This is a genomic window from Microbacterium sp. PA5 (assembly GCF_049860775.1).
In the GTDB taxonomy this organism is placed as follows: Bacteria; Actinomycetota; Actinomycetes; order Actinomycetales; family Microbacteriaceae; genus Microbacterium.
This window is the reverse complement of record NZ_CP187567.1, coordinates 2,224,493-2,238,802: the sequence shown is the minus strand read 5'-3', so window position 1 is coordinate 2,238,802 and position 14,310 is coordinate 2,224,493. Positions and strand designations below refer to the sequence as shown.

Annotated in this window: 16 protein-coding genes; 11 read left to right on the top strand and 5 right to left on the bottom strand. The window is 73.0% G+C overall.

The annotated features are described in order from the left end of the window. Window positions 1-107 precede the first annotated feature (107 nt). From ACPWUT_RS10595 to ACPWUT_RS10580, 4 genes are all read left to right on the top strand, one after another. The gene (locus tag ACPWUT_RS10595; RefSeq protein WP_284527885.1) at window positions 108-398 is read left to right on the top strand and encodes a hypothetical protein; all 291 of its coding nucleotides are present in this window, start codon (window positions 108-110) and stop codon (window positions 396-398) included. A 128-nt stretch (window positions 399-526) separates the two neighbouring features. Further along, window positions 527-1,132, top strand: a complete 606-nt coding sequence (locus tag ACPWUT_RS10590) for an FABP family protein (protein WP_284527884.1) — start codon at window positions 527-529, stop codon at window positions 1,130-1,132. After that, window positions 1,132-2,211 (top strand): YgfZ/GcvT domain-containing protein, encoded by a 1,080-nt coding sequence (locus ACPWUT_RS10585; protein WP_425837359.1) that lies wholly within the window; start codon window positions 1,132-1,134, stop codon window positions 2,209-2,211. Before ACPWUT_RS10590 ends, ACPWUT_RS10585 begins: the two co-directional genes overlap by 1 nt. A 6-nt stretch (window positions 2,212-2,217) precedes the next feature. Then, window positions 2,218-3,315, top strand: coding sequence for an FUSC family protein (locus tag ACPWUT_RS10580; protein ID WP_425837356.1), 1,098 nt, complete (start codon window positions 2,218-2,220; stop codon window positions 3,313-3,315). Between the two features lie 9 nt (window positions 3,316-3,324). On the opposite strand, the gene ACPWUT_RS10575 is transcribed toward ACPWUT_RS10580, so the two are convergent. After that, window positions 3,325-4,173, bottom strand: a complete 849-nt coding sequence (locus ACPWUT_RS10575) for a class I SAM-dependent methyltransferase (RefSeq protein ID WP_425837353.1) — start codon at window positions 4,171-4,173, stop codon at window positions 3,325-3,327. Between the two features lie 40 nt (window positions 4,174-4,213). Between ACPWUT_RS10575 and ACPWUT_RS10570 the strand changes: the two genes are divergently transcribed. Next, window positions 4,214-4,963, top strand: a complete 750-nt coding sequence (locus ACPWUT_RS10570) for a phosphoglyceromutase (protein WP_284527880.1) — start codon at window positions 4,214-4,216, stop codon at window positions 4,961-4,963. Window positions 4,964-5,211: 248 nt separating this feature from the next. Here the strand turns inward: ACPWUT_RS10570 and phoU are convergent, their stop codons facing one another. Beyond that, window positions 5,212-5,892 carry a phosphate signaling complex protein PhoU gene (gene phoU / locus ACPWUT_RS10565; RefSeq protein WP_284527879.1) on the bottom strand — a complete coding sequence of 227 codons (681 nt, stop codon included), beginning with the start codon at window positions 5,890-5,892 and terminating at the stop codon, window positions 5,212-5,214. A gap of 172 nt (window positions 5,893-6,064) precedes the next feature. Here phoU and ACPWUT_RS10560 point away from each other — a divergent pair, with 172 nt between their 5' ends. Together ACPWUT_RS10560 and ACPWUT_RS10555 are read left to right on the top strand one after the other, a co-directional pair. Then, window positions 6,065-7,270, top strand: a complete 1,206-nt coding sequence (locus ACPWUT_RS10560) for a sensor histidine kinase (RefSeq protein ID WP_284527878.1) — start codon at window positions 6,065-6,067, stop codon at window positions 7,268-7,270. Next, window positions 7,267-7,950, top strand: coding sequence for a response regulator transcription factor (locus ACPWUT_RS10555; RefSeq protein ID WP_284527877.1), 684 nt, complete (start codon window positions 7,267-7,269; stop codon window positions 7,948-7,950). Before ACPWUT_RS10560 ends, ACPWUT_RS10555 begins: the two co-directional genes overlap by 4 nt. A gap of 6 nt (window positions 7,951-7,956) precedes the next feature. Here ACPWUT_RS10555 and ACPWUT_RS10550 read toward each other — a convergent pair whose 3' ends face one another. Further along, window positions 7,957-8,439 carry a DNA modification methylase gene (locus tag ACPWUT_RS10550; RefSeq protein WP_284527876.1) on the bottom strand — a complete coding sequence of 161 codons (483 nt, stop codon included), beginning with the start codon at window positions 8,437-8,439 and terminating at the stop codon, window positions 7,957-7,959. A 156-nt stretch (window positions 8,440-8,595) separates the two neighbouring features. Between ACPWUT_RS10550 and ACPWUT_RS10545 the strand changes: the two genes are divergently transcribed. Continuing rightward, on the top strand, window positions 8,596-9,078 hold the full coding sequence (locus tag ACPWUT_RS10545; RefSeq protein ID WP_284527875.1) for a CarD family transcriptional regulator: 483 nt from the start codon (window positions 8,596-8,598) through the stop codon (window positions 9,076-9,078). Between the two features lie 75 nt (window positions 9,079-9,153). Then, window positions 9,154-10,362, top strand: a complete 1,209-nt coding sequence (gene ispD, locus ACPWUT_RS10540; RefSeq protein WP_425837346.1) for a 2-C-methyl-D-erythritol 4-phosphate cytidylyltransferase — start codon at window positions 9,154-9,156, stop codon at window positions 10,360-10,362. A 20-nt stretch (window positions 10,363-10,382) separates the two neighbouring features. Here the strand turns inward: ispD and ACPWUT_RS10535 are convergent, their stop codons facing one another. Further along, window positions 10,383-10,844 carry a GNAT family N-acetyltransferase gene (locus ACPWUT_RS10535; protein ID WP_284527873.1) on the bottom strand — a complete coding sequence of 154 codons (462 nt, stop codon included), beginning with the start codon at window positions 10,842-10,844 and terminating at the stop codon, window positions 10,383-10,385. Window positions 10,845-10,887: 43 nt separating this feature from the next. After that, complete coding sequence (locus ACPWUT_RS10530) at window positions 10,888-11,808, bottom strand: DMT family transporter (protein ID WP_425837342.1); 921 nt, start codon at window positions 11,806-11,808, stop codon at window positions 10,888-10,890. A 39-nt stretch (window positions 11,809-11,847) separates the two neighbouring features. Here ACPWUT_RS10530 and cysS point away from each other — a divergent pair, with 39 nt between their 5' ends. Further along, window positions 11,848-13,272 (top strand): cysteine--tRNA ligase, encoded by a 1,425-nt coding sequence (gene cysS / locus ACPWUT_RS10525; protein WP_425837339.1) that lies wholly within the window; start codon window positions 11,848-11,850, stop codon window positions 13,270-13,272. Continuing rightward, window positions 13,265-14,257 (top strand): 23S rRNA (guanosine(2251)-2'-O)-methyltransferase RlmB, encoded by a 993-nt coding sequence (gene rlmB / locus ACPWUT_RS10520; protein WP_284527870.1) that lies wholly within the window; start codon window positions 13,265-13,267, stop codon window positions 14,255-14,257. Before cysS ends, rlmB begins: the two co-directional genes overlap by 8 nt. Window positions 14,258-14,310: the final 53 nt, after the last annotated feature.

Here is a 14,310-nt window from a genome sequence, read left to right as displayed (position 1 = left end):
TTAGAACCACCCGACACGCCTCTCGGCGCGCTGCCCGAGAGGCGCCCGCCCTCCACCGGTCGCCGGGGCCCGGGACGCGGACGACGCGCGTGCGCCACAATGGAGGGGTGACCGCTCCGGAGATCGCCCCTCGCCGCTCGATGACCGGCGTCATCGTCGTCTGGGTGCTGGCCGCCGTGGCGGCCGTGCTCGTCGGGATCCTCGCCCCCGAGGACTGGCGTGCGGCGTGGATGGGCGTCGGGATGGGGCTCATCGTCCCGGTCGCCTTCGCCGTGCAGCTGTGGTCGGGTCGGTCGCAGGGGTTCATCCAGCGGGTCGCCCTGAGCGTGATCGGCGGGCTGCTGGTGATGGGATTCATCGGCGTCGGCCTGGGCCTGGCGACCCTCTTCTCGGCGTAGAGTAGGGCCCATGGACCTCGTCGCACTCGAACTGTTCTTCGTCGGACTGCTCGGCCTCGCGTCGGTCGCGATCGTGTTCGTCTCGGCCGTCGTGCTCAAGAACCTGTACCGCGGCCAGCGCTGAACCCGTGATCGATCTGCCCACGGACCTCCCGGCGGACATTGTTCCGCTCTCGTGGCTGCTCGGGGTCTGGGAGGGCACCGGCGTCATCGACTACGACAGCGGCGACCGGCACTACTCGGGCGAGTTCGCGCACCGCGTGAGCTTCAGCCACGACGGCGGCGACTACGTGAACTACGCGGCGAATGCCTGGTTCCTGGGTGACGACGGCGCCCGCACGCCGCTGGTCGCCGAGCAGGGGTTCTGGCGCCTGGCGCGTCCGGCCGGCGACATGGACGCGGGCCCGGCCCTGCTCCCGGCGATCGAGGCGCGCCTCTCGGCACGGTCCGCCGACGATGTGGAGCGCCTGCGCAACGCCTCCGGCGGCTTCGATCTCGAGGTCGCGATCATCCACTCCGACGGGGTGAGCGAGCTCTACGTCGGACAGGTGCAGGGACCGCGCATCGACCTCGCCACCGACGCCGTCGTCCGTCCCGCCAGCGCGAAGGACTACGCCGCCGCCACGCGCATGTACGGCCTGGTCGACGGCCACCTCCTGTGGGCGTGGGACATCGCCGCCCTCGGGGGCGGACTGGCCGCCCACGCCTCCGCACGACTCGCGCGGGCCGACTGATGACCTCGCCGTTCCACGACGTGCCGGCCGCCGTCTTCGACGGCGACGTGCTGCTGCACGTGGGCAGCCCGCTCCGGGAGCAGCGCGCTCTGGAGCAGGGCGAGGCCATCGTGCCCCGTGCCGACCGGGCCGTGCTCACCGTCTCGGGCGAGGACCGGCTGAGCTGGCTCGACTCGCTGACCTCGCAGGCGCTCGCCGCTCTGCCGGCCGGGGTGAGCACCGAGCTGCTGGTCCTGGACCCGCAGGGTCACGTGGAGCACGCGGCGGCCGTCGTCGACGACGGTGTCCGCACCTGGCTGATCGCCGACCGGACGGATGCCGAGGGGCTGCTCGCCTGGCTCACCCGGATGCGCTTCCGCCTGCGCGTCGACCCGCAGGACGTCTCCGCCGAGCACGTCGTGATCGGCGGCACGGCAGCGGCGGTGGCGGACATCGCCTCCGCCGTGGTCTGGCGCGACCCGTGGCCGGCCGTCGCCGCCGGCGGCTGGGGCTACGCCGCGGTCGATCCTCACCCCGCAGCCTCCCGCGACTGGGCGGAGGCGGTGGTGCCGGTCGCGGTCGCCGAGCAGCTGGCGGCCGAGGCGGTCCGCGGTGAGCGCTCCGTCGCCGGGACGCTCGCGGCGGAGGCCCTGCGGATCGCGGCCTGGCGACCGCGCGCCGGCGCCGAGGCCGACGGGCGCACCCTGCCGCACGAGGTGGACTGGCTGCGCACCGCCGTCCACCTCTCCAAGGGCTGCTACCGCGGCCAGGAGACCGTCGCGAAGGTCCACAACCTGGGGCACCCGCCGCGCCGGCTCGTCTCGCTCCAGCTCGACGGCAGCGACGCGGTCCTCCCCGAGCCCGGTGCCGAGGTCCGCGCCGACGGCGAGGTGGTGGGCGTCCTGACCTCCGCCGCCCGCCACTACGAGGAGGGTCCGATCGCGCTGGCCCTCGTGCGGCGGACGACCCCCGTCGACGCCGCCCTGACCGTCGCGGTCGACGGTGGGGAGATCACCGCCGCCCAGGAGCAGATCGTGCCGCCCGACGCGGGGCGCACGGCATCCGTCCCGCGGATGCCGCGCCTGTCGCGCCGGCGGTAGGCGCCGGTGAGCGATTTGCAGACCGCGCCGGTCCCGGCCGGCGGAAGGGCGCGCGCCGACCTGCGCGCCGGGCTCGATCGGCTGCGGGAGTCGTCGACGCCGATCCTGCAGATCGTGCTGGCCGCCACCGCCGCCTACGCGTTCGCGCACTTCGTGCTCGGTCGCGCGGCGCCGCTGCTGGCGGCGACGGTGACGATCTCGAGCCTCGGACTCGTGCGCGACGCGCGCCCCCGTCGCGTGCTGGAGACCGTGGTGGGGATGGTCGTGGGCATCCTCATCGCCGAGCTCATCCTGCTCGTCGCCGGAGTGGGGTGGTGGCAGCTGGCGATCACGCTCGCCGCCAGCCTGGCCGTCGCCCGCTTCCTCTCGCCACAGCCGGGCTTCGCGATCGCCGCGGCCATCCAGTCGGCGATCGTCATGGTGATCCCTGCGAGCGTCCCCTTCCTGCGCCTGGTCGACGGCGTCGTCGGCGGCATCGCCGCGCTGCTGGTCACCGCGCTCGTGCCCCGCAATCCCGTCCGCGCCGTCACGCGCGACGGGCACGCGCTCCTCGCCGCGTTCGACGGCGCCGTGCTGACGCTCGTGCAGGCGCTGCGGCGCGGCGACCGGATGCGCGCCGAGCGCGGTCTGCAGAAGGCCCGTGCGCTGCAGCCCCTCGTGGATCGGTGGCAGGCGTCGCTGGAGTCGGGCCGTGCCATCGCCCGCATCTCGCCGTTCCTGCGCCGGCAGCGGTTCGAGCTGGAGCGCCAGGACCGTGTGCGGGTGCACATCGATCTCGCGGTGCGCAATCTGCGGGTGATCGGCCGCCGCGTCGTGTACGTGTGCGACGACAGCCGCCCGCGCCCGGTCGCCGCGGATCTCCTCGGCGAGCTCGCCGCCGGAGCCCGGCTCATCGGCGACTCGCTCGACGACATCTCCTTCGAGCCGGCGGCGCGGGAGGCGGTGCGCGCGGTCGCCGCGCGCCTGGACCCCGCGACCCTCGCCGCGGGGCGGCAGAGCCTGGATCAGAACCTCGTCGGCGCTCTGCGCCCCCTCGCGGTGGACCTCATGACGGCGGCGGGAATGCCGTCCGCCGACGCCCGGGCGGCGCTCCCGCGCGTCTGAGCGACGCTCTCAGGCGTGCGGCGCCACGGTCCTCCACGGCACGGTGACCTCGCCGAGGCGCCACCGTGAGCGGGCGCCAGCCGCGAAGGCGACCGGCCAGCCCGCCGCGTCCAGGGCGGTGAGGGCGGCCCGCCAGCGCTGAGCGGGCCCGAACGCGGAGGCCGCGACGGCGCGCGTCCACTCGAGCTCCAGCGCCGCGAGGAACGCATGCACCGGTTCCCCGGGGACGTTCCGGTGGATGAGCGCCTTCGGCAGGCGCTCGGCGGCGACGGCGGGGGAGTCCAGGTCCCGCAGCCGCAGCGAGATGATGAGCGAGCGCGGCGCGCCGTCGGCCCCGACCTCCACCCACGTGCAGATCCGGCCGAGCTCGTCGCAGGTCCCCTCGACGAGGATGCCGTCCGGGTGCAGCCGTGCCGACATCCGCTGCCACGCGTCGGCGACGTCGGACTCGTCGTACTGCCGCAGCACGTTGAAGGCGCGGATGACCGCCGCGCGCCGGCCATCGGCCACCGGCACCTCGAACCCGCCGCGGGCGAAGGACACCCGCGCGTCGGGCGCGAACTGCCCGCGACCGGCACGGATCTCCGCCAGCTGCGCCTGCGCGCGGGCCACACGGGACGGGTCGATCTCCAGTCCGAGCACTTCGACGTCGGCACGCGCTCGCCGCAGCCGCGCCTCGAGCTCGAAGGCGGTGACGCCGCTCGCACCGTAGCCGAGGTCGACCACCAGCGGGTCGGTCGCGCGGCGCAGGGCCGGGTGCCGTGCGATCCAGCGATCGACCCGTCTCAGCCGGTTCGTGTTGGTCGTGCCGCGCGTGATCTGCCCGACCACTCTGCCGGGCACTTTCTCCGGCGTCATCCCCCCATGATGGCAGTGCCCCGGCCGATAGACTGGCGCCATGACCGCGCCGTACACGCTGATCCTCCTCCGCCACGGGCAGAGCGAGTGGAACAAGACGAACCAGTTCACCGGTTGGGTGGATGTCCGCCTCACCGACCAGGGCAAGGCCGAGGCCCAGCGCGGCGGCGAGCTCCTCAAGGAGGCCGGGCTCCTTCCCGACGTGCTGCACACGTCGCTGCTGTCGCGCGCCATCCAGACCGCGAACATCGCCCTCGACGCCGCGGACCGCCTCTGGATCCCGGTCCAGCGCTCGTGGCGCCTCAACGAGCGCCACTACGGTGCGCTGCAGGGCAAGGACAAGGCCGAGACCCTCGAGGAGTTCGGCAACGAGCAGTTCATGCTGTGGCGCCGCTCGTTCGACGTGCCGCCGCCGGACCTCGACGACGACAGCCCGTACAGCCAGGTCAACGACCCGCGCTACGCCGGGATCGACGGCGACGTCCCCCGCACCGAGTCGCTGAAGATCGTCATCGACCGCCTGCTCCCGTACTGGGACAGCGCGATCGTCCCCGACCTGCAGGCGGGGAAGACCGTCCTCGTGACCGCGCACGGCAACTCGCTGCGCGGCCTGGTGAAGCACCTCGACGGCATCAGCGACGCCGACATCGCGGAGCTCAACATCCCCACCGGCATCCCGCTCGTCTACAAGCTGGGCGAGGACCTGCGCCCGCTCGGACCGGGCGAGTACCTCGACCCCGAGGCCGCCGCCGCCGGTGCCGCCGCCGTCGCGGCGCAGGGGAAGAAGTAGCGCTCAGCCACGGCGTTTCGTCTCGTCGCTGCGCTCCTCGCTCAACGACCGGGGAGCGCTGACGGCGTCTCGTCTCGTCGCTGCGCTCCTCGCTCAACGACCGGGGGGCGCTGACGGCGTTTCGTCTCGTCGCTGCGCTCCTCGCTCAACGACCGGGGGCTCAACGACCGGGGGTCGACGAGCGGAGGCTCGACGGGCGGTGATGGCTTCCGGTCGTTGAGCGAGCGCAGCGAGACGAAACGCCCGGCTCACTCGCCGGTGACGATGATCGAGATCGCGTTCGTGTCGGGGGTCCAGTCGCCGGTCGCGAGGTAGGCGACCTTCTTGGCGACCGAGACGGCGTGGTCGGCGAAGCGCTCGTGGTAGCGGCTCGCGAGGGTGGCGTCGACGGTCGCCGCCGCCTCGCCCTTCCAGGTCTCACCGAGCACCTTCTCGAAGATCGCGAGGTGCAGGTCGTCGAGCTCCTCCTCGAGGGAGCGGAGCTTCTCGACGAGCGAGAGGTCCTCGGTGCGCAGCACCTCGGTGAGCGTGCGCGCCACCTCGACATCGAGCTCGCCCATCTTGATGAAGGTGCTCTTGAGGCCCTTCGGGATGGCGCGCTCGGGGAAGCGCATGCGCGTGAGCTGCGCGATGTGCTCGGCGATGTCACCCATCCGCTCCAGCGACGCGCTGACCCGCAGCGCGGCGACGACGATGCGGAGGTCGCGGGCCACAGGCTGCTGGCGCGCGAGGATCTCGATGGCCAGCTCGTCCAGCTCGATCGCCTTGTCGTCGATCACCTGGTCGTCCTCGATGACCTCCTCGGCCAGGGCGACGTCGCTCGTGCCGAACGCGCGGGTGGCCTTGTCGACGGCGACCGTCACGAGTTCGGAGATCTCGACCAGACGTGCCTGCACGTCTTCGAGCGACTGGTGGAACACTTCGCGCATCAGCGGAAACCTCTCTCTTCGCGGGCGCGGCACGATGCCGAGCCGGCGACGCGGCGATCATCCCCTCCGAAGGTTAACGGACGGTGCCGCGTCGGTGAACACTGCGCGAGAGCGACCCGCCAGCGCGGGCGGGAGGCATTTCGCGTGGTCCCTGCGACTCTACGCTGGGGTCATGGACTCGACGCAGCTGGCGCTGATCGCGCTCGGCGTGGGCACCCTCATCGGGTGCGCCCTGGCGGCGCTGCTGCTGGTGGCCCTGCGCGCGCGTGACGCGGCCCGCCTGCAGGCGTCGTCCGACCTGCCCGACGGCACGCGCGCCGTGCTGCAGGGGATGGACGAGGTGGCCGTCGTCGTCGACTCGTCCCTGCACATCGTCGCCGCCTCCGCCCCGGCCGAGCTGTTCGGGATGGTGGAGGGCGAGCTACTGTCCTCCGACGAGTTGCGCGACCTGGTGCGCTCCGCGCGCTCGACCGCCCGCCCCGAGGCCGAGACCCTGCGACTGCGCCGCGGCGTGGAGCTGCGCTCGGTCACCGCCCGTGCGAGCAGCATCAGCGCGCGCCTGACGCTCGTCGTGATCCGCGACATCACGGAGCGCGAGCGCGTGGAGGAGATGCGCCGCGACTTCGTGGCCAACACGAGCCACGAGCTGAAGACGCCGGTGGGGGCGGTGACGCTCCTGGCGGAGGCGATCGAGTCCGCCGCCGACGACCCCGATCAGGTGCGGCACTTCGCCGGGCGGCTGGGCGCGGAGGCGTCGCGGCTCGGCCAGCTGACGTCCCGCATCATGAACCTGTCCCGGCTGCAGGCGGCCGACGACCTCACCGAGCTGCGCGACGTGTCCATCGACGAGGTGCTGACCGCCGCGATCGAGTCGCAGACCATCGCGGCCGACGCGGCGCAGATCACCATCGTGCGCGGCGGGGTGCGCGGCGCCTGGGTGCGCGGCGACGTGCAGGTGCTCACCGAGGCGATCGCCAACCTCGTCGCCAACGCCGTCGCGTACTCCCCGTCCGGATCCACCGTGGGCGTGGGGGTCAAAGTCGTCGACGGGGCCGTCGAGATCGCCGTCACCGACCGCGGCATCGGCATCCCCGAGGGCGAGCAGGCCCGTGTGTTCGAGCGCTTCTACCGCGCCGACCAGGCCCGCTCCCGCCGCACCGGCGGCACGGGGCTGGGACTGTCGATCGTCAAGCACGCGGTGCAGCGGCACGGCGGCGAGGTAGAGCTGTGGTCGCGGCCCGGTCGGGGCTCGACGTTCACCGTGCGCCTGGCCGCCGTGGCCGCGCCCCACGACGACGGCAAGCGCAAGCGCGCCTCGAAGAAGAAGAAGAAGAAAGCCACCCGCGACGCTGCGCGGGTGAAGGGAGACAAGAGATGACCCGGGTGCTGATCGTCGAGGACGAGCCCGACCTGGCCGACCCGCTGGCGTATCTGCTGCGACGCGAGGGGTTCGAGGTGGAGATCGCCGAGGACGGCCCGACGGCGCTCGACGCGTTCACCGCACGCGGCGCCGACATCGTCCTGCTGGACCTCATGCTGCCGGGGATGCCGGGCACCGAGGTGTGCCGCGTGATCCGCACGACCTCGCAGGTCCCCGTCATCATGCTGACCGCCAAGGACTCCGAGGTCGACATCGTCGTGGGACTGGAGCTGGGCGCCGACGACTACGTGACCAAGCCCTATTCCTCGCGCGAGCTGCTGGCCCGGATGCGGGCGGTGCTCCGCCGCGCGGAGGGGCCGGAGCTCGACATGGACGAGCGCGTGGTCGAGGGCGGCCGCGTGCGGATCGACATCGACCGGCACACCGTCGCGGTCGACGGCACGGTGATCCCCATGCCGCTCAAGGAGTTCGAGCTGCTCGAGGTGCTCATGCGCAACACCGGACGGGTGCTGACGAGGGGCCAGCTCATCGACCGCGTCTGGGGGAGCGACTACTTCGGCGACACGAAGACGCTCGACGTGCACATCAAGCGGATCCGCTCGCGCATCGAGCAGAACCCGAGCGAGCCGACGATGCTGCTGACGGTGCGCGGCCTCGGATACCGCTTCGAGGGCTGAGAGCGCTCAGTCCCCGGCGGGCACGGCCGCCGGCACGAACTCCGCGTACTGCGGAAGGGTGCCGTCGAGGACCGGGACGGCCACCTCGACGCCCGTGCCGTCGCCCGACTGGAAGGCGATCTCGACGTTGTCGCCCGGCGCGGCGCCGAGGGCGTCGATGAAGAGGGGCTGGGCGCCGTCGACGCCGAGGCTCACGACGCTGCGCGCCGGCACCTGGACGGTCGCGACACGACCGGCGATCCCGACGTTCAGGGTCTCCGCGCTGTCGGTGTCGTTGACGATGGCGCCGATGAGGTTGCCCAGCGTGCCGTCCTCGTTGGCGATCACCATGGCGTTGCGCACCTGCAGGGGTCCCGAGGCCGGGACGTTGACGCCGTCCGACGGCGAGTAGGGGATCGTCGTGGCCTGCGGCGAGACCATCGAGCACCCGGTCGCACCGAGCAGGACGGCGGCTCCGAGGGCAAGGGGCGCGAGGCGGCGCGAGATCACGGATCCTCCTGGGATGATGCGGGTGGTGCGACGGGGCGTACGCCACCATCCTAGAGGCGGTTTCGTGCAGACTGAAGCCGGTGGGAGCGGTCAGGCGGCGAACCTTACCCTATCTGCGCTGTGGTATCCTTGAGGTTGCCGAAAGGACATAACTGCATGCTTTTTGAGGTTGGCGAGACGGTCGTCTATCCGCACCACGGCGCCGCGACGATCATCGAGGTCAAGGACCGGATCATCAAGGGCGAGACCAAGAAATACCTGAAGCTCAACGTCACGCAGGGAGACCTCATCATCGAGGTCCCGGCGGAGAACGTCGACCTGGTCGGCGTTCGCGACGTGATCGGCAAGGACGGCTTGGAGCGCGTCTTCGACGTGCTGCGCGCGCCCTTCACCGAGGAGCCCACGAACTGGTCGCGCCGGTACAAGGCGAACCTCGAGAAGCTCGCATCGGGCGACGTGATCAAGGTGAGCGAGGTCGTGCGCGACCTGTGGCGCCGCGATCAGGACCGCGGCCTGTCCGCCGGTGAGAAGCGCATGCTGGCCAAGGCGCGCCAGATCCTCGTGTCCGAGATCGCGCTCGCGCTCAAGACCGAGGAAGAGAAGGCGTCCGCCGTCCTCGACGACGTCCTCGCGAGCTGACGCGCTCCATCTTCGCCGGCGGAGCTCCTCGGGTCTTCGCCTCCCACCGCGGGAGCGGTCGGTAGTGTCGAACCCATGACCGCGCCGTCTTCGCCGATCGCCCGCCCGCGTACCGCGATCGTCGTCGTCGCCGCCGGGTCGGGCACCCGGCTCGGCGCCGACGCGCCCAAGGCTTTCGTCGGGATCGACGCCCACACCGTGCTCCGGCATGCGCTCCACGGCGTCTTCGCCGCGCCCGCGGCGCAGGTGGTGCTGGTGGTCCCCGGCGACCGGCGCGGCGATGCGCTCACCGAGGTCGTGGAATCGGCGGGCGAGCGGCGGGACCTCGTCACGGTCGTCTCCGGCGGCGCCACCCGGCAGCAGTCGGTCGCCGCCGGGCTCGCGGCGGTGTGGCCCGACGTCGAGTACATCCTCGTGCACGACGCGGCGCGGGCGCTGACGCCGCCGGCGGTGTTCGAGCGCGTGATCGCCGCGCTCGAAGAGGGGAGGGAGGCGGTGCTCCCCGTCCTGCCGGTCGTCGACACGGTGAAGCGCGTCGACGGCGAGGCGGTCGTCGAGGCCGTCGACCGGTCGGTGCTGGCCGCCGCGCAGACGCCGCAGGGCTTCCGCCGCGACGTGCTGCTGGCCGCGCTCGCCGAGGCCGATCAGGAGCACACCGACGATGCGGCCCTCGTCCAGGCCGCCGGCCACGCGGTCACCACGGTGCCCGGCGACGAGCGGGCCTTCAAGATCACGACCGCGGCAGACCTCGAGCGCGCCCGCGCCGCCGTCGCGCCGATCGCCCCGTCGACCGCTTCCCTGGCCCCCCGCCCGGCGCTTCCGCGCGTGGGCATCGGCACAGATGTGCACGCGTTCGGCGGCGGGGGCTCGCTGTGGCTGGCCGGCCTGGAATGGCCGGGGGAGACGGCGCTGCACGGTCACTCCGACGGCGACGCTGTCGCGCACGCCATCGTCGACGCGCTCCTGGCGGCGGCGGGACTGGGGGACATCGGCCTGCACTTCGGCACCGACCACCCCGAGTACGCGGGAGCCCACGCGGCGGCCTTCCTCACCCGCACCCGGGCGATCCTCGCCGAGGCGGGCTTCGCCATCGGCAACGTGTCGGTGCAGGTGCAGGCGCGTCGCCCGCGCTTCGCCGCGCGCCGGCTCGAGGCCGAGCGCGTGCTGTCGGACGCCCTCGGGGCGCCCGTCTCCGTGTCGGCCACCACGACCGACGGGCTGGGCTTCACCGGGACCGGCGAGGGCGTGGCCGCCTTCGCCGTCGCGCTCGTCGTCGCGGTCTGAACCGGTTCCGACGGAGCGCTTCAGAGCGACCGGGTCATGAACACCGACAGCGGGTCGTGCCGGTAGTCGCCGAAGGGTCCGCACTCCGTGAACCCCTCGCTCGCGTACAGCCGGCGAGCGGGGACGAACGCGGCCTCGGCGCCGGTCTCGAGCCAGAGCGAGCGGATGCCGCGGGCCCGCGCCTCCGCGACGATGTGAAGGAGGAGCGCCCGCCCCGCCCCGGTGCCGCGGAACCGGTCGTCGACGCGCATCGATTTGAGCTCCCCGCGCTCGTCGTCGAGCTGCTTCAGCGCGCCGATCCCCACCAGGTCCTCGCCCTGCCAGGCCGACCACACGGTGACGGCCGGATCGGCGAGGGCGCCCGCGTCGAGGGCGTGGACGCTGCACGCCGGGGTCAGCTCGTGCATGCCCGCGAGGTGCGCGGCGATCAGTCGCAGGGTCTGCGTGCCGGAGAGGTCGTCGACGATGATGCGGAGGGTCACGGTCGTCAGGATGCCAGGGCCAGGTTTCGCCGGCGTTTCCCGCTCAGCCCTCGAGGGTGTACGGCGCCGGGTCGCGGGGGCGGCGGGAGCCCCAGGCGAGCAGCACGAGACCGGTGGCGAGGATGCCGAGGCCCGCGACGGCGAGTCCGCTCAGCCGTTCGCCGAGCACCGCGATGCCCAGGATGCTCGCCGTCAGCGGCTCGGCCAGGGTGAGCGTGGCTGCCGTCGCAGCCGTCAGCCGCTCCAGTCCCCAGGTGAAGAGCGTGTAGGCGACGGCGATCGTCGCGATGCCGAGCCAGAGCGTCATCACGAGGCCGGCGGGATCGAGCACCCACGAGACGTCGACGAACGGCAGAGCCAGCACCGCCACCCCCGCCGACCACGCGCCCATCGCCCCGGCGACTGTGAACGGGTCCCATCCCGCGTCCATCAGCCGCCGCTGAGCGTTCGCGAACACGGCGAACGAGGCGCCGGCGCCGACCGAGCCGACGAGGCCGAGCGGGTCGGTGCCGCCCGCTCCGCCCGCCGCGCCCCCGACACCGAGGACCACGACGCCGGCCGTGGCGAGGACCGTCGCGACCATCCAGGTCGCCGAGGGCAGGCGGCGCGTGAGCGCCCACTCCAGCAGGCCGGCGATCACGGGCGCCGACCCGAGCGCGATCACGGTGCCCACGGCGACGCCGCCGCGGGCCGTCCCGAGGAAGAACAGCGGCTGGTAGGCGGCGAGGCAGACGCCCGTCACGGCCATGAGCGCGATCGCGCGACGGGTGGGGAGCGGATTCGGATGCCGGCGGATGCGGCGCCGCGCGAGCGTGAAGCCGATCGCGGCGAGGACGGTGCCGCCCACGACCAGGCGCATCACCCCGATCGACAGCGGCGTGGTGCCCTCCGGGCCGAGCGCCTGCGAGGTGCCGGTCGTGCCGAACAGCACGGCGGCGGCGAGGACGGCGAGGACGGCGAGCACCCTACAGTTCTACAGGGCGCGCGCCGGTAGGCTGGTGCGGTGACGGTCCGCCTCTACGACTCCCAGGCTCAGGCGCTGCGCGACTTCGCGCCGCTCGATCCGTCGAACGTCACCCTCTACGTCTGCGGCCCGACCGTGCAGTCCGGTCCCCACATCGGTCACGTCCGCGCCGCGCTGAGCTTCGACCTCCTGCGCCGCTGGCTGACCTACCGCTTCGGGCGGGTCACGTTCGTGCGCAACGTGACCGACATCGACGACAAGGTGCTGCTCAACGCGACCGACGCGGAGCCGTGGTGGGCGCTGGCGTACCGCATGGAGCGCGAGTTCACGCGGGCGTATGCCGCGGTCGGCATCCTTCCCCCCACCTACGAGCCGCGCGCGACGGCGTCCATCCCGCAGATGATCGAGCTGATCGAGCGCCTGATCGAGGCCGGCCATGCGTACCCCTCGGGGAGCTCGGGGGCCGGGGCGAGCGGCGACGTGTACTTCGATGTGCGGTCGTGGCCCACGTACGGCGCGCTCACGCACCAGTCGATCGACGCCATGGAGCCCGCCGCCGACGCCGATCCCCGCGGCAAGCGGGATCCGCGCGACTTCGCGCTGTGGAAGGGCGCGAAGGCGGACGAGCCCGCGTCGGCCGTGTGGGACTCGCCCTGGGGCGCGGGCCGCCCCGGCTGGCACATCGAGTGCTCCGCCATGAGCAGGCGGTACCTCGGCGCCGAGTTCGACATCCACGGCGGCGGTCTCGACCTCCGCTTCCCGCACCACGAGAACGAGCTGGCCCAGTCGACGGCCGCGGGCGATGCGTTCGCGCGCTACTGGGTGCACAACGGCCTCGTCACCGTCGGCGACCAGAAGATGTCGAAGTCCCTCGGCAACTTCCTTCTCGCCGACGACGTGCTCCGCGACCACGATCCGCTGGTCGTCCGCTACGCCCTCGCCGCTGCGCACTACCGCTCCAGCCTCGACATCTCGCCGACCTCCTTCGACGAGGCCGAGGCGGCGCTCGACCGCATCCGCACCTTCCAGCAGCGCGCGACCCGTGCCCTCGGGCTGAAGGGCCGGATGACCGCCGCCGACCTGCCGGACGAGTTCGCCGCGGCGCTGGACGACGACCTGGGCGTGCCGCAGGCGCTCGCCGTGGTGCACGAGCGCGTGCGAGCCGGCAACACGGCCCTCGACGCGGGCGACCACGCCGCCGCGGCGACCGCCGCCGTCGAGGTCGGCCGCATGACGGGCATCCTGGGGCTGAACCCGAGCGATCCGCAGTGGCGCACCGCCGGCGGCGGCGCCGAGACCGCGGCGCTCGACGCCCTGGTGCAGACGATGATCACCCAGCGCGCCCAGGCGCGCGAGAGCAAGGACTGGGCGGCAGCCGACCGCATCCGCGATGCGATCGCGGCGGCCGGCATCGCCCTCGAAGACGGTCCCGACGGGACCCATTGGAGTCTGAACGATGGCTAAGCCCGGCAACCCCTCCGCAGGCAAGGGCAAGAAGAAGGGACCCACGAAGGGCACCGGCGGCAAGAACCGGCGCTCGCTCGAGGGTCGCGGCCCGACCCCCAAGGCCGAGGACCGCGCCTGGCACCCGGCCGGCAAGCGCAAGGCCGCGGCCGAGCGGTACGCCGCGGCGGGCGGCAAGGGCGCGCCCGGCAAGGCGCGCACGTCGACCTCCGGCGGCCGCGCGAAGAAGGACGAGGACACCGAGGTGGTCACCGGCCGCAACTCGGTGCTCGAGGCGCTGCGCGCGCGCATCCCCGCGACCGCCTTCTACATCGCCCAGCGCGTGGAGATGGACGACCGCGTCAAGGAGATGCTCGCCACCGCGACCCAGCGCGGCATCCCCGTGCTCGAGGTGACGCGTCCCGAACTCGACCGCATGGCCGGGTTCGACGGCGTGCACCAGGGCGTCGCCCTGAAGGTGCCGCCCTACGAGTACGCGCACCCGCAGGACCTGCTCGAGGAGATCATCGACCGCGGCCAGCTGCCGCTGCTGGTGGCGCTGGACGGCGTCACCGACCCGCGCAACCTCGGCGCGATCATCCGCTCGACCGCGGCTTTCGGCGGGCAGGGCGTCATCGTGCCGCAGCGGCGGTCGGCGAGCGTGAACTCCGCGGCGTGGAAGACGAGTGCCGGCGCGGCGGCGCGCATCCCCGTGGCCGTCGCCCCCAACCTGACGACGACGCTCAAGGAGTTCAAGAAGCAGGGCGTGTTCGTCCTGGGGCTCGCGGGCGACGGCGACGTGTCGCTCCCCGCGCTCGAGCTGGCCGACCGTCCGGTCGTGATCGTCGTCGGCTCGGAGGGCAAGGGACTCTCGCGCCTGGTGACCGAGAACTGCGACCAGATCGTCTCGATCCCGATCTCGACGGCCACCGAGTCGCTCAACGCCGGCATCGCCGCGTCGGTCGCGCTCTACCAGGTGTCCACCCTCCGCGCCGCGCAGGAGTAGGCCCGCCGCTCACGCTCACCCACCTCGCCGAGCCGACACGATGCGCGCGAGCC